We start from the raw sequence: 23282 nt of genomic DNA, 5'->3' as shown, positions 1-23282 counted from the left end.
CGAATCGCGGGCGCCCGCTCTCGTCGGCCGGAGATTTGCCGGAAGCCGGGGCAAATGTCGACTCTTCCGCAAGCTCGGCTGTCGGCGGCGATCCTCCTCATCGCCTCCTCACGTGCTTCCATCGAAGCACATGAGGAACACTGGTAGAAAAGATGCAGGATCATCTACTATTCATGTCGAATTATAAGTATTATTCCTGATGTCACATTGGGGCGCTCGTAACGACGGTCATGTTTTATCCGCCTTTGCGGTCTAACAAGGAAAAGCTCGCCGCCGATAATGGGTCGATACATGAGACGGAGACGCTGGCCGGAGCTGTGCGGCCCCAGGCGCTTTCCAGTCGAAACTCGGTTGCGACAGGGTATAATGAATGAGAAGCGCCATGCGGTCTTTCGTGCGAATGAGTGAGATGGACGAGTCCAAGAGGGACGGCCAACCGGCGACGACGGGCGACTCGCCCGCCGCCACAGCCCTTGTCGCCGACAGGCGGGCCGCCGGAGAACGGGGCGCCGCCGGCCAGCGCGCCGTCGCCGCCGAGGCGAAGGAAACGCGCGTCGCCAATCTGACCGGCGCGATGCGACGAGCGCGGCTCGCCAACGCCGAGCGCTCCGGCGTTCTCGCCGACCTCCGCGACGCGGAGATCGCGCGGCTCGAAATATTGCGCGATCATTTGGACCCCGTCCTCGCCCAGGCGCCGAAGGATTGCGATCTCTTCGACATCGGCGTCTCGCATGGCGACCGTCCCCGACTCTTCATCGATCATGTCGGCTTCGTCGAGATGGGGCGCGACCGCCGCACCTATCGTTTCCTGCAGGACACGCGCCACGGCCGCGTCACCATCGGCGAGAGCGACAATGTCGCGACGGTGGTCGAGGCGGTCACCGAATATATCGCGCATCGGCTGATCGAGCGGGAAAGGGCGCTGGCTTTCGATTTCGCCGGCCAGGGCGGCGCCCGCGCCTTTTCGGCCGAGGCGAAGAAGAAGCGTATCGTCGCCGCGCCCCCGAGCCTGCCCGCCTTGCCTCGGCCCGGCGGGCTCGGCGAGAAATTCTATCGCGCCATTCTGTTCCTGGCGCAGGGCGCGGGCGCGGCGGCTTTCTTCTTTCTGCTGTGGCAGCTCGGCGTCTACGCCATCGGCCCCTATCTGACGCGCTGACGCTTCCTCACAGAGCGAGCGCGTCCAGATCTTCGATCGTCTCACCGTCGTCCCTGATCCCGCGCGAGCGGGCGGAGATGACGATTTTGCCGTCCTCGCGCGCGATCGAATAGAGATTATAGGCCGCGCGATGATTATGCGTGCCGGCCTTCGCCGAGGCGGAGGCCGCGCCGACGACCATCGTCTCGCCATGCGCGCCGGCTAGCCGATGCAGGCTGATCTTGTGATTATGGCCATGCAGGACGAGCTCCGCGCCATGGCGGGCGATGATCGCCTCCAGCTCGGCGGCGTCGTCGAGGCCGCGCAAAACCTTGGCGCCGCCACGATGCGGCGGGTGATGCAGCAGCACCACGCGAACGAGCCCTTCGGCCCTGGTCTTGTCGAGCAGCGCCGCCAATTTTTCGCGCTGCTCCGCGCCGAGCCGGCCGGAGGCGACGAAAGGCGCGGTCGGCACCGCCGAATCGAGGCCGATGAGCGCGACTCCGCCGCGACGCCGCAGATAGGGAAAGCCTTCGCCCTCCTCCGAAGTGGTCCAGGGCGCGAAGGTCTCGGCGATGCGCGGGACGGCCGCCGGCACATAGGCGTCGTGATTGCCGGGGGTGAAGCTCACATCCTCGGGACGGCCGAGACTCGACAGCCAGCGCCGCGCCGCCGCGATCTCGGCGTCGAGGCCGATATTGACGATATCGCCGGTCATGACGACATGGTCGGGCTTTTGCGCTTCTATGTCCTCGACGATCCGGCCGAGCACGCCCATGTCATGCGCCTGCGCGCGCTTGTTCAGCCAATTGGCGTAGCCGGTGAGCCTTTTGCCGGCGAGTTCACGCAGGCTCGGCCGCGGGATCGGCCCGATGTGGGCGTCCGAGAGATGGGCAAGCAGAAATCCCATGAGCAACCCTCACGCGCCGCCGATCAGAATGCCGGCCGCGAGCACGATCGCGCCGCCGAGCACGATCTGAAATACGGCCTGCAGGAAGGGCGTGTCCATATAGCGCGCGCGGATGAAGGCGATCGCCCAGAGCTCGACGAAGACGACCGCGCCGGCGATCGTCGTCGCTATGCCGAAGCTATTGGGGATCGAATCCGGCACGAGATAGGGGAGCGTATGGCCGAGGCCGCCGACCGTCGTCATCAGCCCGCAGACGCCGCCGCGCAGCATGGGCGAGCCGCGGCCGGTGAGCGAGCCGTCGTCGGAGAGCGCCTCGGCGAAGCCCATGCTGATGCCGGCGCCGATCGAGGCGGCGAGGCCGACCAGGAACGTCTCCCAATTATTATGCGTGGCGAAGGCGGCGGCGAAGAGCGGCGCCAAGGTCGAGACCGAGCCGTCCATGAGGCCGGCGAGGCCGGGCTGCACATATTGCAGGATGAAGAAGCGCCGATAGGCGATGTCCTCGGCCTTTTTCGCGCCGGGCGTGAGGATCTGCGCGCCGAGGCGCGAGGCCAAGGTCTCGTGGCCCTGCTCCGCCGCGGCGAGATCGCCGAGCAGCTTGCGCACGCCGACATCGGTCGCCCGCGCCGCCGCCCGCTGGTAGAAGAGCGCGCTCTCGTACTCCATGACCTCCGCTTCCTTGCGGATCGTCTCCAGCGAGAGATTGCGCGTCAGCCAGATCGGCCGGCGGCGCAGGAAGCCCTTCACATCCTCGCGCCGGATCGGCGGCAGATTGGGGCCGAAACGCTTCTGATAGAGGTTGAGCAGCGCATGGCGATGCGCCGCCTCCTGCTCGGCCATTTCCTCGAAGACCTGGGCCGAAGAGGGATAGCGCTCGGAGAGGTCTTCGGCGAAGCTCTGATAGATGCGGCCGTCCTCTTCCTCCGAGGCGATGGCGACGGCGAGAATCTCGCGTTCGGAGAGGTCGGAGAAGGATTTCAATCTGGCGCTCCTTGCGCGCGGCGGAACGGCTGCGCTAGTTAGCGCTCGACGTCCCGGTCGCGCCGGCGACGAATTAGAGCGGTTCTAGAGTGTCGAACCATGGAACGCCAGTCATTTGAATCGGCGGGGTCTCCCTCGCGGGAGCTGCAGCCGATGAGCGAGCCCGGATGGCGGACCCGGCTGACGACGCGGCTCGTGGTGCTCGGCGCCATGGCGCTGCGGCCGATGACGCTGGGCGTGCGCGGACTCGTGGTGGACGCCGAGCAGCGCGTGCTGCTGGTGCGCCACACCTATATTTCGGGATTTTATCTGCCCGGCGGCGGCGTCGAGCCGGGCGAGACGCTCGAGCAGGCGCTCGCCCGCGAGCTGGCCGAGGAAGGCAATATCCAGCTCGAGGCGCCGGCGGAGCTGCGCGGCGTCTATCTCAACCGCCGTATCTCCAAGCGCGACCATGTGGCCTTTTTCGTCGCGCGGGCCTTCCGTCAGAGCGCGCCGCGGCCGCCCGATCGTGAGATCGCCGAGGCGGGTTTCTTCCCCCTCGACGCCCTCCCCGAGAGCGCGACGCCGGCCACGCGCGCCCGCATAGCGGAGGTCTTCGCCGGCGCGCCGGTCTCGCCCTATTGGTGAGCGGCCAGCCGGCCGATGTCCCGCCAGCCATAGGCCACCTGCGCGACCCCGCGCCAGGACAACTCCCGGCCGAAGCGGCGCGCGCCCAGCGCCTCGTAGAAGCGGCGCGCGGCGAGATTGTCGCGCAGCACGACGAGGCTCGCCCATTTGAGGCCGCTCGCGCGCATGTCCTGCGCCATCAGCCGCATCAGCTCGCGGCCGAGACCGCGTCTCTGCGCGGCGCGGCGCAGATAGATCGCGCGGATCTCGCCGCCGCGGCCGAGCCGGCCGCCGAGCGCCAGCTCATGCGCGCGCCAATGCGAGAAGCCCGCCGCCGTTCCAGCCCGGTCGATCGCCAGCGTGACGCGCCCGCCGCCGGCGAAAACGCCGCGCCAATGGGCGAGGCGCTCCTCGAGCGTGAGGTCGGCGAAAAACTCCGCCGGCGCGAGATTCTCATAAGTCTCGCGCCAGCAGGCGAGATTGAGCGCGGCGAGCGTCTGCGCATCGGCGGCCGTCGCGGCGCGGATGGTGAAATCGCTCACCAGGGCTTTGCCGGCGGCGGATCGATGAGCAGGCCGAGGTCGCGCCAGCCATAGGCGACCTCCGGCACGCCGCGCCAGGCGCCTTCGACGCCGATCTTGCGACCGCCGAGCTTCTCGTAGAAGCGCCGCGCCGTGAAATTATGCCGCAGCACCCAGAGACTCCCCCATTCGACCCCGCGCTCGCGCAGAGCCTGCGCCATCATGCGCATCAAACGGCGACCGACGCCGTGGCGCTGCGCCTCCTTCAACAGATAGATCGCCTGGAATTCGCCGGCATAGCCGCGCTGCCCGAGACTATCGCTCTGCTGCGCGCCGCTGGCGGCGAAGCCGATGACGGCGCCCTCCCGCAACGCCAGAAACACGTTCGGCGGCGGCTGTTGCGGCCCGGTTCCGTCCAGAGTCTCGCGCCATTGCGCGAGGCGCGTCTCCCGCGTGTATTCGGCGAGAATCTCCGCCGGCGCCAGAGGCGCGTAGGTCTCCGCCCAGCAGGCGACATGGAGGGCGGCGATGGTCTCGGCGTCCTCCAGCGTCGCGGGTCTGATCTCGATCGCTGTCATGTGCGGGCGAGAGCAAGAGTCGGGCCGACTCGGCAGGCCACTCGCCTCCGGCGAGCGCACGCGATGCTTTGCCCTCACCGTCCCCCATGTTATGCGCAGCCATGATCGATCTCGTCATCCGCTTCTCGCCGCAGACGCCGGCCGACGCGCCCCAAATCGAAAAGCTCGAGGAGCGGGCTTTCGGTCCGGGACGCTATGCGCGCACGGCCTATCGGCTGCGTGAGGGCGTCGAGGCCGATCTCTCCCTCTCCTTCGTCGCGCATGTCGGCACGCTGCTGGTCGGCGCCAATCGGATGACCTCCATTCTCATCGACGAGACCGCAGCTCTGCTGCTCGGTCCGCTGACGGTCGAGCCCGCCTTCCGCTCGCAGGGGCTCGGCGAGGCGCTGGTCAAGACATCGCTGGACGCCGCGCGCGAGGCGGGACACGGCCTGGTGCTGCTGGTCGGCGATCTCGACTATTACGCGCGGCTCGGCTTCGCCCGCGTTCCGCGCGGCAAGATCGTCATGCCCGGCCCGGTCGACCCCGAGCGCCTGCTCTATTGCGAGCTGCGCGACAGCGCCTTCGCGGCGGCCAATGGCAGGATGCGCAGACTGTGACCTCGACGACGAGGCGCCGCGGGTGACGGCGCCACGCCCCCTCCTCTCCCGCTATGAGACACTGGTCGCGAGCGGCGCGCTCGAACGCGACCCGGCTCAGCTCGTCGCGCTCGAGCGGCTGGAAGCCCTCGCGCGCGAGCTGACGCGCCGGCCGTCCCCGGCCGCCGCCGCCAGCGGCCTGGTTGCGCGGCTGCGCCGATTGCTCGGACGCCGCGCGCCCTGCGGAACGCCGCGCGGCGTCTATCTTCACGGCCTCGTCGGGCGCGGCAAGACGACGCTGATGGACTTGTTTTTCGCCGCTCTGCCGCTCGAGGCCAAGCGCCGCGCGCATTTCCACGCCTTCATGGCCGAGGCGCACGCGCGTCTCGCCGCCGCCCGCAGCGGCGCCGCTCCCGATCCGCTCGCGCGCGTCGCGCAGGATATAGCGAGCGAGACGCGCGTGCTCTGCTTCGACGAGTTCAGCGTGACCGACATCGCCGACGCGACCATTCTCGCGCGCCTGTTCACCATGCTGCTCGCGCGCGGCGTCATCGTGGTGGCGACCTCCAATGTCGAGCCGCGCCGACTCTATGAGGGCGGCCGCAATCGCGATCTCTTCCTGCCCTTCATCGCGCTGATCGAGGAGCGGTTGGACATTTTGCGCCTCGACGCGCGCGCCGACTTCCGTCTCGAGAAGACGGCGCTGGGCGAGACCTTCTTCACCCCGGCGGATGCGCGCGCCCGCGCGGCGCTGGACGCGATGTTTCTGCAGCTGACCGGCGTTGCGCGAGGCGAGCCGACGACGCTGCGCGTCGCGCGCCGCGACATAATGGTTCCGCAGGCGGCGGGACGCGTCGCGCGCTTCCCATTCGAGGAGCTCTGCGCGCGCCCGATCGGGGCCTCGGATTATATGGCTCTCACAGAGGCCTTCGACACGATCTTCATCGACGAGGTCCCGGCGATGACGATCGAGCGCCGCAACGAGGCCAAGCGCTTCATCACGCTGGTCGATGTGCTCTATGAGAAAAAGACGCGGCTGGTTCTGTCCGCGCAATCCGAGGCTCGAGACCTCTATCGCGCGCCGACGGGACATGAAGCGCAGGAATTCGCCCGCACAGTCTCGCGGCTGATCGAGATGCGGTCGCAGGATTATCTGGCCGAATGCGAGCCGGCCGGGGCCGTGGAATAACCGACTCCCTCGCGCCCGCGGAATCGGATAGGCCTCGCTTTCGTCGTCGGACCTTCTCGGCCCGATCGACGGCGTTTTCGATCATTCCCGTTTCATTCGATTTTTTCCAAGGAAGAGGCTGGCCTGCTCGTGGTCGAGACTTTGCGGTCGAGGCTTGTGCGGTCGACGATCGCGCTGTCGAGGATCGCGGCCGGCGTCATGACGGCGACGCTCCTCGTCGCTCCCGCATCGGCGGAAGACGACGATGGCGGCGCGCTTCTGGGATGGCCGACGTTGCCTGCTTCCGCTGGCGCGCGAACCTCCTCACGCTCCGACTCGGACAAGAAAGCGGACAAAAAAAAGCCGCCGCCCTCCTGGCTCGACGCATTGAAGGTGGATGGCTTCGTCGACGCCGGCTCCACTTTCAATTTCGACAATCCCTTCAACAAGCTCAATTGGGGACATCTCTTCACCGATCGCGCCAATCAGCCGCAATTCAACGCCGGCGTGATCACGATGCAGCGCCTGCCCGATCCCGAAGCGACGAAAGACTTCGACTTCGGCTTCAAGATTCAGGGCATGATCGGCTCCGACGCGCGCTACACACATTTTCTCGGCGAGCTCGATTATGCGATGCGCGACCGCACGCAGCTCGACGTGCTCCAGGCTTTCGCGACCGCGCATTTTCCCTGGATCACCGACAATGGATTCGATGTGAGGGTCGGCCAATTCGTCACGCTCGAAGGAGCGGAATTGGTCGACAGCGCGTTCTACACGCATTCCTATATTTTCAACTTCGGCATTCCGCTCAAGCAGACGGGCGTGATGCTCTCGTCCGATCTCACCTCCTGGCTCTATGTCCATGCGAGCGTGATGTCGGGCGACAGCACGAGCCTCGGGTGGCCCGGCGACAATAATAATTCCGCCTCCTTCCAAGCGGGCGTGCGCATAAAAGCCTTCGACGGAAAGCTGACGATTCTCGGCACGACTCATATCGGTCCGGAAGATCCCCAGCAGCTCGACCCGCTCGGCGTCGGCTGGCCGAACATTCCCTATGAATGCGCCTGTGATCCCAATCGGGCCTTGTCCTACAGCAATGACGTCACGCTCACTTGGAAGGCGACGGACAAGCTCACTCTGAGCACGGATATCAATTACGTCCGCGACGACGGATGGAACGCTCTCTCGATCACCGGATTGTCCGACGGCGTGTTGAACAGTCTCGCCGATATCTATGGTTTCAACGCGGCGCTCATTCCGCGTCGGGCGCGCGGCGTCAATGGCTATGGCGTCGCGCAATATGTGTCCTATAAGATCGACGATGTGTTTCAGCTCAACGGCCGCGTCGAATTCTGGCGCGACCACAATAATTATTTCGTCGGCGCCTATCCCGGCTATTTCGATTACTCGAACGTCGAGCACGGCTTTTATACGCCCTCGGCGATCTTCCAGCCGGAGGGCCGCGGAACCAGCTATCTCGAGCTTACCGCGGGGCTGACCATCACGCCGCAAATTCCCAAAGGACTGCCCATCACCGGCCTGACATTGCGGCCGGAGCTGCGCTACGACGCGTCACTGACCGGCGCGGCGCCTTTCTTCGGCGCGAGCGGATTCAGGCGCTCGACGGGCATGTTCGCCATGGATGTGATCGTGCCCTTCACGGTGAGATGAGGCGGTCGTCGCTTCCCTCAATGCGCGGTCTGCGACGACAGGCTCAGCAAGACGACGCCGGCGATGATGAAACCCATTCCGGCCATTTCTCCGGCATTGAGCGTCTGGCGAAAAGCGAGCCAGGCGACGAGAGCGATCAGCGCCTGACCGACGCCGGACCATATCGCATAGGCGACCGCGACCGGAATGCTGCGCAGCGCGAGCGACAGCAGGAAGAAGGACACGCCATAGCCGATAACGACGATGATCGACGGCAGAGGCTTGGAAAAAGCCTCGCTCGCCTTGAGCGCGGAAGTCCCGACGACCTCGCAGAGAATAGCGACGACGAGATAAATTCGATCCATGATGCCGTTCCGCCGGTTCGAAGGCCTCGGGGCTCGAGGCGCGCCGAGGGGAAATTAGCGCGCGCGCCGCTTGGTCGGCGCTCGCGCGCGCACTTCCGCCTGCGGATAACGGCGCGTCACCTCGTCGAATCGCTCTGGCGCGACACGCACGACGAGCCGCGCGCGGCCGTCCGGCAAAGTCTGGCGATCCAGCACCTCGGTATGGGCGTGCAACCAGGCGATGCCGGCGCCGTCGGCGGGGTCGAGCTCGACCTCGAGCTGAACGCGTCCCTCGGCGAGCCGCGTCTCTATGCGGCCGAGCAGGGCGTCGAGCCCCTCCCCTGTCAGCGCCGAGACGAGAGACGGCCGATCGACGATCTTCTTCCCACGCGCGGCGATCTTCATCGCGGCGACGATGTCGTCGTCCAGCGCGTCGATCTTGTTCCAGACTTCGAGAATGCGCGTTCCCGCCTCGCCGGAAAGTCCGAGCTCGCCGAGAATGGATTCGACGTCGGACGCCTGCGCCTCCCAATCCGGGTGCGAGACGTCGCGCACATGCAAGATCACATCGGCCAGCGTCACTTCTTCCAGCGTGGCGCGGAAGGCCGAGATCAGCATGGTCGGCAGATCGGAGATGAAACCGACCGTGTCGGACAGCAGCACCTTCGCGCCATGCGGCAGGCGTATCTGCCGCAACGTCGGGTCGAGCGTCGCGAACAGCATGTCCTCGGCCAGCACGCCGGCCTTGGTCAGACGGTTGAACAGCGTCGATTTGCCGGCGTTGGTGTAGCCGACGAGCGCGACGACCGGATAGGGAACCTCGCGCCGCTTCTTGCGATGCAGGCCGCGCGTGCGCTTGACCTGATCGAGGTCGCGCTCGATGCGGGCCATCCGCTCCTCGATCAGGCGGCGGTCGGTCTCGATCTGCGTCTCGCCCGGCCCGCCGAGAAAGCCGAAGCCGCCGCGTTGGCGCTCGAGATGGGTCCAGCTGCGCACGAGGCGCGATTTCTGATAGGCGAGATGGGCGAGCTCGACCTGCAGCGCGCCCTCCTTGGTGCGGGCGCGGCGGCCGAAAATCTCGAGAATGAGCCCGGTGCGGTCGATGACCTTCGCGCCCCAGGCTTTTTCCAGATTGCGCTGCTGCACCGGCGAGAGCTGGCAATCCATCGTCACCAGCTCCGCCTCGGTCGCTTTCACCGTCTCGGCGATCTCCTCGACCTTGCCCTTGCCGAGATAGGTCGCGGGCCGGACGTCGTGCAGGGAAACGGCGATCTCGCCGACGATGTCGAGCTCGATCGCCTCCGCCAAGCCGACAGCCTCCGCGAGCCTCGAGACCGGGTCGCGCTCCGCCCGCTGCCCCGCGCCGCTCTCCGAGGGCCGCGCCCGCGTGGGATAAGGGCCCACCACGAGCGCTTTCGTGGACGTGTCCGCCGTCCGGTCCTCGGACGCTGATGTTTTTTCGTTCAACCCGACCTCGGCCCGCTGAGCGGAGCGCGTCGGCGGTTTGCCGCGCGCCTTGCCAGCGTCTGTTGTATTCGCGGGAATTTCAACGGAAAACCGGGGCCGATCTTCCGAAATCCCGCTCAGCGGTGACGTTGCTCCGGCGCGGGCTCCGCGCCCTCTTCGCCCGGCTCGAACATATGGATCGGATGGCCGGGCATGATCGTCGAGATCGCATGCTTATAGACGAGCTGCGAGTGCCCATCGCGGCGCAGCAAGAGGCAGAAATTGTCGAACCAGGTCACGATGCCCTGCAATTTGACGCCATTGACCAGAAAAATCGTGAGCGGGACTTTGTTCTTCCTCACGTAATTCAAAAACGTGTCTTGCAGATTCTGCGCGCGTTCGGAGGACATCGGCTATCCTGTTCTGTTTTTCGTTATCGGGGCGATTTGCGTCGCTCTTATCGGTCCATAGCCATCCGACCGCACATTAGAGCCCGCGTTGGCGCAATGCGCAAGACGCAACTCCTTCATGCGGCGAAAGGCCTCCACTTACGGTTCTGTAACCCGCTGTTTCGACGAGTTTACGACGAGACGAAACGCATCAACTAGAGCCAAACCGTCGCGCAGCCAATAGGAATTTTTCGCAAGATCTTGTATCGGCGAGATTTGTCGCCTCATTCGATGGCGAGCGACTTCAACTTACGATGGAGCGCCGATCGCTCCATTCCGATGAATTCCGCCGTTCGGGAAATATTGTTGCTGAAGCGATTGAGCTGAGCGATCAGATATTCTCTCTCGAACACTTCGCGCGCCTCGCGCAGTGGCAGGCTCATCAGCTTCTCGCCGCGCACGCCGGCCGGCGTCGAGGGGACGAGCTGGCCGATCTCGGAAGGCAGCATATCGGCGGAAACCTCGGCCGTGGCGTCGCCGGCGGTCAGAATCATCAGCCGCTCCACATTGTTGCGCAGCTGGCGGATATTGCCGGGCCAGTCGTGCAATTGCATTACCGCGAGCGCATCCTCGCTGATCTTGCGCCGCGGCATGCCGGAGGTCGCCGAGACCTGCTCCATGAAATATTCGATGAGCTCGGGAATGTCCTCGCGCCGCTCGGCGAGCGAGGGGATGCGGATCGGCACCACCGAGAGGCGATGGAAGAGATCCTCGCGCAGCGCCCCCTCCTCTATCGCCGAGGTGAGATCGCGCGCCGAAGAGGAGATGATGCGCACATCGACCTCGACGCGCGCCGTCCCGCCGACGCGCTGAAAGGTCTGCTCGACGAGGACGCGCAGGATTTTCGACTGCGTGTCCTTGGGCATGTCGGCGATCTCGTCGAGGAAGAGCGTGCCGCCATGGGCCTCCTCCAGCGCGCCGATCTTGCGCGGCCCGTCGCCGCCCTCGCTGCCGAACAGCTCTATTTCCATATTTTCCGGCGTGATCGTCGCCGCATTGATGACGACGAAGGGGCCGGCGGCGCGCTGCGAGGCCGCATGGATGCAACGCGCGGCGAGCTCCTTGCCGGAGCCCGGCTGGCCGGTGATGAGCACGCGCGAATTGACCGGCGCGACGCGCGCGATGACCTGCTGCAGCTGATGCGCGGGGAAGGAGCTGCCGACGATGCGGTCCGAGCCGCCGGCGCGCTGGCGCAGCGCGCTGATCTCGCGGCGCAGATGCGAGGCCTCGAGCGCGCGCTCGGCGACGAGCACGAGACGATCCGCCTTGAAGGGCTTCTCGATGAAGTCATAGGCGCCGAGCTTTATGGCGCTCACCGCCGTTTCTATATTGCCGTGGCCGGAGATCATCACCACGGGAAGGTCTTTGTGCTGCTTCTGGACCATCTCCAGAACCTGCATACCGTCGAGACGCGAGCCCTGCAGCCAAATGTCGAGAAAGACGAGATGCGGGCGGCGCTGCTCGATCGCCGCCAGCGCGCCGTCGGCGTCCTTGGCGGTGCGCACGCCATGGCCCTCGTCGCCGAGAATGCCGGCGACGAGCTCTCTGATGTCTTCTTCATCGTCGACGATGAGAATATCGCTGACCATCTGCCTCACCATTCACGAAATCCGCGCCTGCGCCTCCCCGGCCGCCGAGGCGGCCTCGCCGAGCGGAATGAACAGGCGCACGCAGGCGCCGGTTCCGGAGGGAGCGTCGAGCAATTCGAGTCGCCCGCCATGGTCCTCGATGATCTTGGCGACAATAGGCAGGCCGAGCCCGGTGCCCTCGGCCCGCGTCGTCATATAGGGTTCGAGCAGGCGCTGCCGGTTGATGGTCGGAAACCCCTTGCCATTGTCGATCACGTCGACCTCCGCCATGCCGTCGCGCACGCCGAGGCTGATGTCGATGCGCTTGGCGTCATGCGCTGCGGCGTCCTCGCGGGCGGCGATGCCCTCGGCGGCGTTCTTCACGATATTGGTGATCGCCTGCGACAACAGCCGCCGGTCGAAGACCGCGAAGACCGGCGCATCCGGCAAAGTCAACGTCATTTCCACGTCGTTATGGGCGACTCGCGTCAGAAAAAAGGCCTGGCGCATGCAGTCGCACAGATCGTCGCGCACGGGACGCGCCTTGGGCATGCGGGCGAAAGAGGCGAATTCGTCGACCATGCGCTTGATGTCGTCGACCTGACGCACGATCGTGTCGGTGCATTGGTCGAAAACGTCGCGCTCGAAGGTGATGTGCTTGCCATATTTGCGCTTCAGCCGCTCGGCGGAGAGCTGAATCGGCGTCAGCGGGTTTTTGATCTCATGGGCGATGCGCCGCGCCACATCGGCCCAGGCCGAGGTGCGCTGCGCGGTGACGAGATCGGTGATGTCGTCGAGCGTCACGACGAAATCCGAGCCGCCCTGCTGCGTGCTGGCTGAAGTGACGCGGACGGCGAGCGTCAGCTCCTTGGCGCCGCGCCTTATGTTGATCTGCGTCTGAATGGCGCGCGGAAACGCTTCCACCGCGTCGGCGAGAATGGGCGCGATCTCGGGGAGCGCTTCCGCGGCATTGGCGCCGATCGCCGCCGCGCCGCCGCCCTGCCCCGCCCCGCCGACGAGCAGCTCCTCCGCCGAACGGTTGAGCACATTGATTCGCCCCTTCGCGTCGACGCCGATGACGGCGGCCGGCACGCCCGAGAGCACGGCCTCGGTGAACAGGCGCCGCTCTTCGTTCTGGCGATTGGCGGCGAGCAGGCGGCTCTGCTGCTGCTCGATCTCGCTGGTCATATTGTTGAAGACGGAGCCGAGGCGCGCGAGATCGCCATGCGAGCGCTCGACATCGACGCGCACATCGAGATTGCCGGCCGACACTTGATCGGTCGCGGCGATGAGCGCGCGGATCGGCGCGACCAGCCGGTCGACGAAGTCGAGGCCGACCCAGACCGCCGACAGCAGCATTATGGTGGCGAGCAGCGCATACATGACGGTGAAGGCCTTTTTCACCGCGCCGCGATAGGCCTCGAAAGCGTCATAGGTGGCGATGAGGCTCGCCGCCTGCTCCGGGAATTGCACGCCGAACGGATCGACCGGACGCGTCACATAGAGGAACGTGTCCGCAAAGGTCGACAGCGGCCGCAGCGCGACGAAGGTGCGCCCGTCGTCGATGACGAGGCAGAGCGGCTCGCCGATGCGCGCATCCTCGAAATCGGAAGCCGGCGGCGCGATGACGATCGCCGAGCCGTCGGTCGTCACATCGACGCGCTCCAATATCTGCCCGTCGGTCTTGACGATCGCCGCCACCGAAAAGCCGAGGAAACGCGCCCGCGAGACGAAGAATTCGTGGAACAGCCCGCGATCGGCGTTGAACATGGCGCGCGCGCGGTCGAGGTCCGAGGCGGAGAGCTGCGCCTCCTGCAGCAGCGAGCGGCATTGCGTCTCTCGGAACACGCGCGCGGCCTCCGCCGTGCTGTGCACCGAGGTCTTCACCATGGCGAGAAATTGCGGGTTCAGCGCGCGCTCGAGCGTCACCGAGCCGACGATGGCGAGAATGATCGCCGGCGTCAGCGCCAGCACGGAGAAATAGCCGACGATGCGAATATGGAGCCCGGCCGCCGCCGCGCCGCGCCGCCAGGAGCCGATGAGCGAGCCCGCCTTGACCAGCACCAGAGTGGCGAGCAGGACCAGCGCGACCGCATCGGCGAAGAACAGCGGATAGACGACGTCGCTGGTCGGCGCGACGGGCGCGAGCTCGGCCATGACGAAGAAGGTGGCGAGCGCGCAGGCCACTGCCGCGACGACCGCGATCGGCCCGAACCACAGGCGCCAGGATCTTTTCCTGGGCGCGGTCGGCGGCGCAGGCGCCTGAATCTCTCCCGCCATGGACATGCGCCTGTATAGGTCGCGATGCGCGGAGAGGCAATGCGCCGCCTGGCCCGCTTCAATCGCTTGGTCGCCGCGCGGCATGGCGGAAGCGCAAAATCACGATTTCGTCGGCGGTCGCTCGATAATCCAAGAGATTGGCATTCGATTCATTCAAGCATATGCAAAGGCGGATCCTATTAAAAGTCCTTCACTGCATAAGACTATCATCTCAAGAAAAAATAGCTTCGCCGCCAAATCCGGTGTTAAAAACGAAGCGGGTATAAAGGAGATAAGAAAAATCACAATACAGAATAGAGCGGCAAGCCATAACGTGAGTTGAAAGGCCCGCTCCGGTCCAGGGTTTGGCATGTTTCTACGGTACTGCGCATCAGTAGCTAGCAGGCGTATGTGATCGCGAAAAAACCAACTGCCGCCGATGGCGGCCGCCCAAAATGGGATGAGCATATCTTCAAAGACACAAATCTGGTCAGAGCTGACACGCCCAGCTTCGACCAGTGGACGAAAAATCGCAATGGTCTCGAGCACCCCAACATGCGCCAGACACCAACTTACATTGAATGCCACTGTCGGTAATGCAATCGACATAACTAGCATTATGGTAGAATATACTTGGAATAACCGCTTCTGGCGATTAGCCATCTTTCCATCAAACAACGTGGTCCCCCTAAGCCATCTTCATTGTGACCGTCACTATATAACTCAACTCGGATGCCGACCTTAGCGCGAAATCCGATCAAGCAGAATCGTAGCCGCATGGCGTCAGGCTTCGCAGTGCTTCGCCGACCGCCGTAGGCCGCGGCTCCTCGGCGCGTCCCCTCACCGCGGCGAGCGCATCAGGCGGATGTCGAGGTCGTTGACCTTCTTGCGCAGCGTGTTGCGGTTGAGGCCGAGCAACTCCGCCGCCTTGATCTGATTGCCGCGCGTCGCCGCGAGAGCGGCGGAGATCAGCGGCACCTCGATCTCGCGGATGACGCGGTGATAGAGGCCCGGCGGCGGCAAGCGGTCGCCATGGTCGCGGAACAGCTTGGCGAGATGCTGCTCCACCGAGGTGGAGAGCGTCACATCCTTGTCGGAGGGGAGGAGATCCGCGCTCAGGGATGTCCCCGGCAGGTGCCGGTCGCCGGGCGAGGCCTGACGCATCTCATGCTCGAGCTCGAGCTCCACCACCTGCTCGGTGATGACCTCCTGCGGATGTAGGGCGGCGAGGCGCCGGATCAGATTCTCCAGCTCGCGGATGTTGCCCGGCCAGCGATAGCGCTTCATGCGGTCGAGCGCCGCCTGTTCGATATATTTCTGCGGCAGGCCCTCGCTCGCGGCGACCTTGAAGAAGTGATGCACGAGGTCGGCGATATCCTCCGAGCGCTCGCGCAGCGGCGGCAGCCGCAACGGCACGACGTTCAGGCGGAAATAGAGGTCCTCGCGGAACAGGCCCTGCTGGATCAGCGCGCGCAGATCCTTATTGGTCGCGGCAATGATGCGGACATTGGTCTTGATCGGCGTGCGGCCGCCGACGGTCGTATATTCGCCCTGCTGCAGCACGCGCAGAAGACGCGTCTGCGCCTCCATCGGCATGTCGCCGATCTCGTCCAGAAACAGCGTGCCGCCTTCGGCCTGCTCGAAGCGGCCGATCGAGCGCTGATTGGCGCCGGTGAAGGAGCCCTTCTCATGGCCGAACAGCTCGCTCTCGATGAGATCGCGCGGAATGGCCGCCATATTGATGGCGACGAAGGGGCCCTTCTTGCGCTTGCCATAGTCGTGCAGCGCGCGGGCGACGAGCTCCTTGCCGGTGCCGGACTCGCCATTGATCATCACGGTGAGATCGGTCTGCATCAGCCGCGCGAGCGAGCGATAGATCTCCTGCATCGCCTGCGAGCGGCCGACGAGGGGCATACCCTCCATATCGTCCGGGCCGTCGATCTCGTTCTTCTTGCGCGGCTCGGCCATGGCGCGGCCGACGATGCCGACCAGCTCCTTCAGATCGAAGGGCTTGGGCAGATAATCATAGGCCCCGCGCTCGGAGGCGCGGATCGCGGTCATGAAAGTGTTCTGCGCGCTCATCACGATGATCGGCAGATCGGGACGCAATTTCTTGATGCGCGGCAGCAGCTCGAAAGCGTTCTCGTCCGGCATCACCACATCGGTGACGACGAGATCGCCCTCGCCCGATTGCACCCAGCGCCACAAGGTCGCGGCCGTGCCGGTGGTGCGCACCTCGTAACCGGCGCGCGACAGCGCCTGCGCCACCACAGTCCTGATCGCGGCGTCGTCGTCGGCGACCAGAATCTCGCCGTGGGTCATCGGATTTTTCTCCAGCAGATCGTTCTCACGAGCGGCGCTCTCTCGGCGTCGGCTCCGGTCCCTCGGCGGTGGGATGTTGTTTTCTGGCTCGTCGCTCGTCCGCTCGCTTCTCCTCGTCCTTGTTGCGATACATCGGCATGAGAATACGGAAAGTGGTACGCCTCGGGTGGGATTCGCATTCGACGATGCCGCCGTGGTCATTGACGATCTTAGCCACCAGTGCAAGTCCGAGGCCAGTTCCAGAAGTCTTCGTGGTGACGAAGGGATCGAACAAATGCGCGGCTATGTCCTCGGGCACGCCGCGGCCATTGTCGCGCACGCAGAATTCGAGCGGCAGGCCGACCGGCCGCTTCTCGCCGAGCGTGCGCAGGCTCACCCCCGGCCGGAAGGCGGTGGAGAGCTCGATCTCGCCGTCGATGGCGTCGCCGATCGCCTCGGCGGCGTTCTTCACCAGATTGAGGAACACCTGCACGAGCTGGTCGCGATTGGCGGCCACCGGCGGCAGCGACGGATCGTAATTCTCGATGAAGCGAATGTGGCGGGCGAAGCCGCTGCGGGCGACGCGCTTCACATGGTCGAGAACGACATGAATATTGACCTTTTCCCGCTCGAGCGGCCGCGAGTCGGAGAACACCTCCATGCGGTCGACGAGGCGGACGATGCGGTCGGTCTCCTCGCAGATCAGCTGCGTCAGCGCCCGATCGGCGTCGCCGACCGAGCTTTCGAGCAATTGCGCGGCTCCGCGTATGCCCGACAGCGGGTTTTTGATCTCATGCGCGAGCATGGAAGCGAGCCCAGAAACCGTGCGCGCCGCCCCCCTATGGGTCAGCTGCCTGTCTATTTTATCGGCAATTGTGCGCTCTTGCAGCACGACCAGCACGCCGCCCTCGCTCTCGGGCAGCGGCGCGCAATGCACATCGACGCGTCTCTCTCCCTCCATTCCGGGGCGACCGAGATCGATGCGATATTCGTTGATCGCCGAGCCGCGCTCGCGCACCTGCTCGATGAGCGCGAGCAGAGGCGAGCCGAAGGGCACCAGACGGCCGAGTTCCTGCCCGATGAGGATCGGCTTGCCGATCTCGAAAAAGGATTCGGCGGCGGCGTTGGCGTCGACGATCACGCCGTCCGGGCGGATCGCCAGGATCACATTGGGCAGCGCCTCGAGAATGCAGGCGCGATTATCTTCGGCGATGACGCGCAGCCTCGCGCCGACGGGCGTCGCGAGGGCGCTCTTGCGCCGGTGCGGGTTGGATTCGGCGGTCATCTCGACACCTCGGACTCGCTTTCCGGCGCAGCGCGCCGTTCCTCTACCGGAGTTACGCGTCAGCAATATGCCGGAGCCGGCTCCCTCGGCGCCGGCTCGAGCGAGAACAAGCGGCGCAGAAGTCCGCGGACTTCGTCGGCCGAGGCGGAGGCGACGAGCGCCCTGCGCAGACGGGCGCGCTCCTCGGCGTCCCCCTCCGCCCGCTCGGCATAGGCGGAGAGATGCTTGCGCGCATGGCGCAGGCCGGCGTTCGCGCCCATGGCGGTCAGCAGGCCGTCCAAATGGTCGAGCGCCGCCTCGAGCCGCGCTGTCGCCGAAGGCGCCGCGCGGCGGCGACCGGTCGCCAGAAAATGGGCGATATCGCCGACGAGCCAGGGCTGCCCCAGCGCCGCCCGGCCGATCATCACCGCATCGGCGCCCGAGGCCGCGAGCATGGAAGCGGCGTCCTGCGGCGAGGCGCAGTCGCCATTGGCGACGACCGGAATTTTCACGGCGGCCTTGACCGCGGCGATCGCCCGCCAATCGGCCCGGCCCTCGTAGAATTGCGCGCGCGTGCGGCCATGCACCGTCACCATGGCCGCGCCCTCGGCCTCGACCAGCCGGGCGAGCTCGGCGGCGTTGCGGCAAGAATTATCCCAGCCGAGCCGCATTTTGACGCTGACCGGAACGGAAACCGCGCCGACGGCGGCGCGCGCCAGCTCGGCGGCGAGCGCGGGCTCACGCATCAGCGCGGCGCCGGCGAGGCCGCCGGTCACGCGCTTGCAGGGACAGCCCATATTTATGTCGATCAGCGTGGCTCCTGCGGCTTCGGCCCGGCGCGCCGTCTCGGCGACGGCGGCGGGATCGCGCGCCGCGATCTGGACGATATGGGTATCGAGGCCGGAGCCGTCGAGCCGCTGGCGGGCCTCGGCGTCGCCGCGCGCCAGCGCGCTCGCCCCGACCATTTCGCCGACCGCCGCAGACGCGCCGAAACGCAATGCGATCCGCCGCATGGCGAGATCGGTCACGCCGGCCATGGGGGCGAGCAGCGCCCGCCCACCGAGATGAAGCGAACCGATGCGCAAAGGCGTGGCTCCTATGGTCTCGCCTATAATTTCATCAGTTGTCATCGTGCCTACACTATATGCAGAGGGCCATACGTACGCAATGAGTACATCCCCGAGATTCGTGAAAATTGACGCGAAGTCGAAAAAGCGGGAGAGGAACCGTCTATGAGCTCTTCCTCGACCATTGCGATCCTCACCGTCGCCGGCGGCCGCGGCGTGCGTGCGGGCGACGGCCTTCCAAAACAATATCGTGCGCTTCTCGGCAAGTCTGTGCTGGCGCGCACGCTTGAGGCCATGCATCAGGCTGCGCCTTCGGCTACGCTCATCGTCGCGATCCACGCCGACGACGCCGCGCTCTATCGCGCCAGCGTGGCGGAACTCTCGGAGAGCGCGCGGGCGCGGCTGCGGGAGCCCGCGATCGGCGGCGCGACGCGGCAGCTGAGCGTGCGCAATGGCCTCGAGGCGCTGGCGGCCCTCTCCCCCGCCCCGGAGATCGTGCTGATCCAGGACGCCGCGCGGCCCTTCGCCGATGCGGCGCTCATCGGCCGGGCGATCGAGGCGGCGCGCGCCCATGGCGCGGCCGTGCCCGGCCTGCCGCTCGCCGACACGGTGAAGCAGATCGACGCGGAGGGCGTCGTGATCGCGACGCCCGACCGCGCCGGCCTGCGCTTCGTGCAGACGCCGCAATCTTTCACCTTTCCGCTGATCCTCGAAGCGCATCGGCTCGTCGCGGGGCGCGGCGGCGCCGAGCTCACCGACGACGGCATGGTCGCCGAGGCCGCCGGCCACAAGGTCCATGTGTTTGCGGGCGACGCGGACAATTTCAAGCTCACCACGCCGGAGGATTTTTTGCGCGCGCAAGACAGGCTGCTCGGCGATCTCTCGGACATTCGCACCGGCCAGGGCTATGACGTCCACGCCTTCGGCCCCGGAACCGAGGTCTGGCTCGGCGGCGTCTCCGTGCCGCATACCCACGGCCTCGCCGGCCATTCCGACGCCGATGTGCTCGCCCACGCCATCACCGACGCGCTGCTCGGCGCGCTCGCCGATGGCGATATCGGCAAACATTTCCCGCCTTCGGACCAACAATGGAAGGGCGCGCCCTCCTCCATCTTCTTGGCCTTCGCGGCCAAGCGCGTGCGCCAGCGCGGCGGGATCATCGCCCATGTCGACGCCACCATCGTCTGCGAGGCGCCCAAGATCGGGCCGCACCGCGACGCCATTCGCGAGAGCCTCGCGAAAATCATGGAAATCGATATCGGCCGGGTGGCGGTGAAGGCGACGACCTCCGAGCGCCTAGGCTTCACCGGCCGGCAGGAGGGCATGGCGGCGCTGGCGTTGGCGACGGTGCGGCTGCCGGCGCTCGCGCCCTGAGCACAATTTAAAAAAGTGGGTCCGCTGGCGGTCTGGTCCGCCCGCGGCCACCGGCCATTCACAAATATGTCATAAAAAATAATGCCTTATCGACTGCGACGTTAGCCGTTTCGAAACGCGAGCCTCTGCATGGTCGCGCGTCGCTTCCTCCTCACGGCTTTCGATCAGATGAAATCGAGCATTGCACGCAAACTCGGCGGCGTCGTCGCGCTGCTCGGGGCTCTCGCCCTCTGCCTCTCCGTTTTCGCCTTCTGGCAGTCGCGTCTCCACGCGCGGCATACGGATGAGATCGAGGCGGCCTATGACTTCGTCCTGGAGGTGCGCGGCCTCGCTCAATCCGTGCAGCATGTGGCGATCCTCGCCAATGCGGTGTTTTCGTCGGACGACAAGAACGACATCCAGCGAAAGCTGGTGATCTTGCGACAGGCGCTCGAGCGGCTGCGCGAATCGACCGACGCGCTCTTGCCTCGCGCCGGCGATCGCATGTCGGAGCAGCAGAAGACGAGGCTCTCGCTCGCGATAAGCGAATTCATCGCCTATCAGAACGATACGATCGAGTTCGGCCTGACGATCTCCCCCAAGGCTGCTCTGGTTCAGGCCAATGACGAGGCGACGATCGCCAATCGCGAGCGCATGATCTCGGAAATGGACGCCTTCGTGCGCGAGACGCTCGAGCGGCTCTCGACCGAACGTCGCGCGGAGGACGTTCGCCGGCGCCGCGACGAGGCGTTGACGCTGACCGTCCCGACCATTGCGACGGCGCTCGCCATAATCGTCGCGCTCTGGATCGTCGCCACGCAGATCCGCAGACCGCTCTCGACGATCGCCTTGGCCTTGAAGCGCGCCTCCGAAGACGAGTTCGACGAGCATATTCCCTTCGTCGAGCAGCGCGACGAGATCGGCGATATGGCGCGGGCGCTGCGCGCTTTCGAGGCGGCGGCGCAGGAAAAGCGCCGGCTCGAGCGTGAGGCCGAGGCGCAACGTCGTTTGGCGGCCGAGCTGCGCGAAGCGAGCGACGCAGAGCGCCGCCGCGCGGCCGATGAGCAGGCGCAAGTCGTCGCCACTTTGGCGCATGGGCTCGAGAGGCTCTCCGGCGGCGACTTCACATCCCGGCTCGAAAAACCCTTCGCGCCGCAATACGAGCCGCTGCGCGCCGACTTCAATCAGGCCGTCGAAAAGCTGCGGCGCGCCATGACCGCCGTGGCGAAGAACTCCAAGGCCGTTCTCGACCGGACGATGGAAGGGGCCCGCGTGGCGGATCATCTCGCCGAGCGCAGCGAAAAGCAGGCGCTGGACCTCGAGAAGGCCGCCGCCGACCTCGGCCACTCGTCCAATGCGATCAGGCGGACCGCCGAGACCACCGCCGAAGCGCGCGATCTCGTGACCCGCGCGAGCGACGGCGCGCAAGCAGGCGGGCGCGTGCTGCAGGAGACGATCGCGGCGATGAACGCCATCGAAACCTCCTCCGGCCAGATTGGTCAAATCGTCGATCTCATCGACGAAATTGCCTTTCAGACCAATCTTTTGGCCTTGAACGCCGGCGTCGAGGCGGCGCGCAGCGGCGAGGCGGGCCGCGGCTTTGCGGTCGTCGCCTGCGAAGTGCGCGCGCTCGCCCAGCGTGCGCTGGAAGCGGCCAAGGCGATCCGTCGGCTGGTTTCCAATTCGCAGACGCAGGTCGAACGCGGCGTCGCTCTGGTCAAGGAGACGAGCGGCACGCTGACGGGGCTCGTCGAGCTGACGGCGGCGACCAATGTGCTGGTCGCCGAGATCACCGCCGCGGCCAAGGAGCAATCGACCAGTCTTGGCGACATTTGCGCGACGATCGGGCGTATCGACCAGGCGACGCGCGAGAACGCCCAAATGGCCGCCCAATCCTCCAGCGTCAGCGCGGCATTAGCGGATCGCACGCAAGAGCTGATCGAGCAGGTCCAGCGATTGCAGATCACCGAAGCGCGCCCCGCACGCGCTGCATAAAGGCCGCGCTTTGACGGCTCGCGGAGCCGCACTATGCTTCCAGAAGACCCGCTCCGAGATCGATGGACGCCATGCCCGCCCCCGATATTGTCGTCCTCGCCGAACGTCTGCTCGACCTCTGTCGCGGGCAGACTCTCCGCCTTGCGACGGCGGAATCCTGCACCGGCGGGCTCGTCGCCGGAGCGATCACCGAGATTGCCGGCTCCTCCGACGCTTTCGACCGCGGCTTCGTCACCTATTCCAACGCCGCCAAGGAGGAGATGCTCGGCGTCCCGCACGATATCCTCGAGCGCTATGGCGCGGTCAGCGCCGAGACGGCGCGGGCCATGGCGAGCGGCGCGGTGGAGCGTTCCTTCACCGATATAGCGGTCTCCATCACCGGCATAGCCGGCCCCGGCGGCGGCAGCGCGGAAAAGCCCGTGGGGCTCGTCCATTTCGCCTGCCTGCGCAAAGGCTTCGGCGTGGAGCATGTGGAGCGCCGCTTCGGCCCGGAAACGCGCGAAGCGATAAGGGAAGCCTCGGTCCGCCAAGCTCTGGAGCTGATGATCGAGGCCGCTCAGCGGCGGCCATAGACCTCGCCGGCGCGCTTGACGAAGGCGTCGGAATATTTGTGGAAGGCGGAGTCGAACATCGCCCCCATGACGAGCCCGAGCGTGCGGCTGCGGAACTCGTAATCGATGAAGAAGTCGACGACCGAGCGCGGCGCGCCGTCCGGCCCCGAGACTTCGTCGGCGAAGGTCCAGCGGTTCTCGAGCTTCTTGAACGGGCCGTCGACATATTCGACGAGGATCTCGCGCTTGTTCGGATCGCAGGTGACGCGGCTGGTGAAGCGCTCGCAGACCGCCTTGAACCCCACCTGCATCTCCGCGAGAATCACCTCCACGCCGTCCTCCGTCGTGCTGCGGCGACGCACGCGCAGCGCCTCGCAGAGGGGCACGAATTTCGGATAGGATTCGACGTCCCGGACCAGGGCGAACATGTCGTCGGCGCGGAAGTTCACGCGGCGGCGGTTGCGGAAGCTCTTCATGGGCGAAGCTATTACCACTATTGCGGAAGTCGGGAAAACCGCCTTTTCGCCCGCGCGACGCGAGCGCCTCGCGCCCTATGTC

At 65.9% G+C, this 23282-nt stretch carries 22 protein-coding genes; 8 read left to right on the top strand and 14 right to left on the bottom strand.

The window, feature by feature from the left end:
• The first annotated feature begins 409 nt into the window (after positions 1-409).
• Positions 410-1156 (top strand): hypothetical protein, encoded by a 747-nt coding sequence (locus tag AC6IY7_RS17255; RefSeq protein WP_497780632.1) that lies wholly within the window; start codon positions 410-412, stop codon positions 1154-1156.
• Between the two features lie 7 nt (positions 1157-1163).
• On the opposite strand, the gene AC6IY7_RS17250 is transcribed toward AC6IY7_RS17255, so the two are convergent.
• Together AC6IY7_RS17250 and mbfA are read right to left on the bottom strand one after the other, a co-directional pair.
• Positions 1164-2045, bottom strand: a complete 882-nt coding sequence (locus AC6IY7_RS17250; RefSeq protein WP_497780631.1) for a metallophosphoesterase family protein — start codon at positions 2043-2045, stop codon at positions 1164-1166.
• 9 nt (positions 2046-2054) lie between these two features.
• A complete protein-coding gene (mbfA, locus tag AC6IY7_RS17245; RefSeq protein WP_497780630.1) occupies positions 2055-3026 on the bottom strand; it encodes an iron exporter MbfA in 972 nt (323 codons plus the stop codon).
• A gap of 153 nt (positions 3027-3179) precedes the next feature.
• On the opposite strand from mbfA, the gene AC6IY7_RS17240 reads away from it, so the two are divergent.
• Positions 3180-3653 carry an NUDIX domain-containing protein gene (locus AC6IY7_RS17240; RefSeq protein ID WP_497780629.1) on the top strand — a complete coding sequence of 158 codons (474 nt, stop codon included), beginning with the start codon at positions 3180-3182 and terminating at the stop codon, positions 3651-3653.
• Here AC6IY7_RS17240 and AC6IY7_RS17235 read toward each other — a convergent pair.
• Both AC6IY7_RS17235 and AC6IY7_RS17230 read right to left on the bottom strand, forming a co-directional pair.
• Complete coding sequence (locus tag AC6IY7_RS17235; protein ID WP_497780628.1) at positions 3644-4174, bottom strand: GNAT family N-acetyltransferase; 531 nt, start codon at positions 4172-4174, stop codon at positions 3644-3646. The genes AC6IY7_RS17240 and AC6IY7_RS17235 overlap by 10 nt on opposite strands.
• Positions 4171-4731 (bottom strand): GNAT family N-acetyltransferase, encoded by a 561-nt coding sequence (locus tag AC6IY7_RS17230; protein WP_497780627.1) that lies wholly within the window; start codon positions 4729-4731, stop codon positions 4171-4173. The genes AC6IY7_RS17235 and AC6IY7_RS17230 overlap by 4 nt, the downstream gene beginning before the upstream one ends.
• Before the next feature lie 101 nt (positions 4732-4832).
• Between AC6IY7_RS17230 and AC6IY7_RS17225 the strand changes: the two genes are divergently transcribed.
• The 3 genes from AC6IY7_RS17225 to AC6IY7_RS17215 all read left to right on the top strand — a co-directional run bounded on the left by AC6IY7_RS17225 (position 4833) and on the right by AC6IY7_RS17215 (position 8148).
• Positions 4833-5330 (top strand): GNAT family N-acetyltransferase, encoded by a 498-nt coding sequence (locus AC6IY7_RS17225; RefSeq protein WP_497780626.1) that lies wholly within the window; start codon positions 4833-4835, stop codon positions 5328-5330.
• 22 nt (positions 5331-5352) lie between these two features.
• Positions 5353-6498: a cell division protein ZapE gene (zapE, locus tag AC6IY7_RS17220; RefSeq protein WP_497780625.1), complete on the top strand. Its 1146-nt coding sequence runs from the start codon at positions 5353-5355 to the stop codon at positions 6496-6498.
• Positions 6499-6696: 198 nt separating this feature from the next.
• A complete protein-coding gene (locus AC6IY7_RS17215) occupies positions 6697-8148 on the top strand; it encodes an outer membrane beta-barrel protein (RefSeq protein ID WP_497780624.1) in 1452 nt (483 codons plus the stop codon).
• 17 nt (positions 8149-8165) lie between these two features.
• Here the strand turns inward: AC6IY7_RS17215 and AC6IY7_RS17210 are convergent, their stop codons facing one another.
• From AC6IY7_RS17210 to dusB, 9 genes are all read right to left on the bottom strand, one after another.
• Positions 8166-8492, bottom strand: coding sequence for a DMT family transporter (locus AC6IY7_RS17210; protein WP_497780623.1), 327 nt, complete (start codon positions 8490-8492; stop codon positions 8166-8168).
• Positions 8493-8546: 54 nt separating this feature from the next.
• Complete coding sequence (gene hflX / locus AC6IY7_RS17205; RefSeq protein WP_497780622.1) at positions 8547-9938, bottom strand: GTPase HflX; 1392 nt, start codon at positions 9936-9938, stop codon at positions 8547-8549.
• Positions 9939-10054: 116 nt separating this feature from the next.
• Positions 10055-10327, bottom strand: coding sequence for an RNA chaperone Hfq (gene hfq, locus AC6IY7_RS17200; protein ID WP_024879963.1), 273 nt, complete (start codon positions 10325-10327; stop codon positions 10055-10057).
• A gap of 263 nt (positions 10328-10590) precedes the next feature.
• Positions 10591-11955, bottom strand: a complete 1365-nt coding sequence (gene ntrX, locus AC6IY7_RS17195) for a nitrogen assimilation response regulator NtrX (protein ID WP_497782873.1) — start codon at positions 11953-11955, stop codon at positions 10591-10593.
• A 12-nt stretch (positions 11956-11967) separates the two neighbouring features.
• Positions 11968-14220 (bottom strand): sensor histidine kinase NtrY-like, encoded by a 2253-nt coding sequence (locus tag AC6IY7_RS17190; RefSeq protein ID WP_497782872.1) that lies wholly within the window; start codon positions 14218-14220, stop codon positions 11968-11970.
• 147 nt (positions 14221-14367) lie between these two features.
• A complete protein-coding gene (locus AC6IY7_RS17185) occupies positions 14368-14871 on the bottom strand; it encodes a hypothetical protein (protein WP_497780621.1) in 504 nt (167 codons plus the stop codon).
• A 162-nt stretch (positions 14872-15033) separates the two neighbouring features.
• Positions 15034-16515 carry a nitrogen regulation protein NR(I) gene (gene ntrC / locus AC6IY7_RS17180; protein WP_497780620.1) on the bottom strand — a complete coding sequence of 494 codons (1482 nt, stop codon included), beginning with the start codon at positions 16513-16515 and terminating at the stop codon, positions 15034-15036.
• A 25-nt stretch (positions 16516-16540) separates the two neighbouring features.
• The gene (locus AC6IY7_RS17175) at positions 16541-17779 is read right to left on the bottom strand and encodes a two-component system sensor histidine kinase NtrB (RefSeq protein WP_497780619.1); all 1239 of its coding nucleotides are present in this window, start codon (positions 17777-17779) and stop codon (positions 16541-16543) included.
• 59 nt (positions 17780-17838) lie between these two features.
• A complete protein-coding gene (gene dusB / locus AC6IY7_RS17170; RefSeq protein WP_497780618.1) occupies positions 17839-18843 on the bottom strand; it encodes a tRNA dihydrouridine synthase DusB in 1005 nt (334 codons plus the stop codon).
• 147 nt (positions 18844-18990) lie between these two features.
• Between dusB and AC6IY7_RS17165 the strand changes: the two genes are divergently transcribed.
• From AC6IY7_RS17165 to AC6IY7_RS17155, 3 genes are all read left to right on the top strand, one after another.
• Positions 18991-20199: a bifunctional 2-C-methyl-D-erythritol 4-phosphate cytidylyltransferase/2-C-methyl-D-erythritol 2,4-cyclodiphosphate synthase gene (locus AC6IY7_RS17165; RefSeq protein WP_497780617.1), complete on the top strand. Its 1209-nt coding sequence runs from the start codon at positions 18991-18993 to the stop codon at positions 20197-20199.
• A 129-nt stretch (positions 20200-20328) separates the two neighbouring features.
• The gene (locus AC6IY7_RS17160) at positions 20329-22173 is read left to right on the top strand and encodes a methyl-accepting chemotaxis protein (protein WP_497780616.1); all 1845 of its coding nucleotides are present in this window, start codon (positions 20329-20331) and stop codon (positions 22171-22173) included.
• Positions 22174-22244: 71 nt separating this feature from the next.
• Entirely contained in the window at positions 22245-22745 is a 501-nt protein-coding gene (locus AC6IY7_RS17155) for a CinA family protein (protein WP_497780615.1), read from the top strand.
• Here AC6IY7_RS17155 and AC6IY7_RS17150 read toward each other — a convergent pair.
• Positions 22730-23200, bottom strand: coding sequence for a type II toxin-antitoxin system RatA family toxin (locus tag AC6IY7_RS17150; RefSeq protein ID WP_497780614.1), 471 nt, complete (start codon positions 23198-23200; stop codon positions 22730-22732). The genes AC6IY7_RS17155 and AC6IY7_RS17150 overlap by 16 nt on opposite strands.
• Positions 23201-23282 lie beyond the last annotated feature (82 nt).

The sequence above is a fragment of the Methylosinus sp. is20ea genome (assembly GCF_059718135.1).
The sequence above is the reverse complement of the archived record's forward strand: the minus strand, read 5'-3'. Positions and strand labels throughout refer to the sequence as shown.

Bases quoted from the DNA above. Each gene is read 5' to 3' on its own strand.
- AC6IY7_RS17255 (WP_497780632.1), top strand. From the start codon at position 410: ATGGACGAGTCCAAGAGGGACGGCCAACCGGCGACGACGGGCGACTCG.
- AC6IY7_RS17250 (WP_497780631.1), bottom strand. From the start codon at position 2,045: ATGGGATTTCTGCTTGCCCATCTCTCGGACGCCCACATCGGGCCGATC.
- AC6IY7_RS17240 (WP_497780629.1), top strand. From the start codon at position 3,180: ATGAGCGAGCCCGGATGGCGGACCCGGCTGACGACGCGGCTCGTGGTG.
- AC6IY7_RS17230 (WP_497780627.1), bottom strand. From the start codon at position 4,731: ATGACAGCGATCGAGATCAGACCCGCGACGCTGGAGGACGCCGAGACC.
- AC6IY7_RS17225 (WP_497780626.1), top strand. From the start codon at position 4,833: ATGATCGATCTCGTCATCCGCTTCTCGCCGCAGACGCCGGCCGACGCG.
- AC6IY7_RS17215 (WP_497780624.1), top strand. From the start codon at position 6,697: ATGACGGCGACGCTCCTCGTCGCTCCCGCATCGGCGGAAGACGACGAT.
- AC6IY7_RS17210 (WP_497780623.1), bottom strand. From the start codon at position 8,492: ATGGATCGAATTTATCTCGTCGTCGCTATTCTCTGCGAGGTCGTCGGG.
- hfq (WP_024879963.1), bottom strand. From the start codon at position 10,327: ATGTCCTCCGAACGCGCGCAGAATCTGCAAGACACGTTTTTGAATTAC.
- ntrX (WP_497782873.1), bottom strand. From the start codon at position 11,955: ATGGTCAGCGATATTCTCATCGTCGACGATGAAGAAGACATCAGAGAG.
- AC6IY7_RS17190 (WP_497782872.1), bottom strand. From the start codon at position 14,220: ATGTCCATGGCGGGAGAGATTCAGGCGCCTGCGCCGCCGACCGCGCCC.
- ntrC (WP_497780620.1), bottom strand. From the start codon at position 16,515: ATGACCCACGGCGAGATTCTGGTCGCCGACGACGACGCCGCGATCAGG.
- AC6IY7_RS17175 (WP_497780619.1), bottom strand. From the start codon at position 17,779: ATGACCGCCGAATCCAACCCGCACCGGCGCAAGAGCGCCCTCGCGACG.
- AC6IY7_RS17165 (WP_497780617.1), top strand. From the start codon at position 18,991: ATGAGCTCTTCCTCGACCATTGCGATCCTCACCGTCGCCGGCGGCCGC.
- AC6IY7_RS17160 (WP_497780616.1), top strand. From the start codon at position 20,329: ATGGTCGCGCGTCGCTTCCTCCTCACGGCTTTCGATCAGATGAAATCG.
- AC6IY7_RS17155 (WP_497780615.1), top strand. From the start codon at position 22,245: ATGCCCGCCCCCGATATTGTCGTCCTCGCCGAACGTCTGCTCGACCTC.
- AC6IY7_RS17150 (WP_497780614.1), bottom strand. From the start codon at position 23,200: ATGAAGAGCTTCCGCAACCGCCGCCGCGTGAACTTCCGCGCCGACGAC.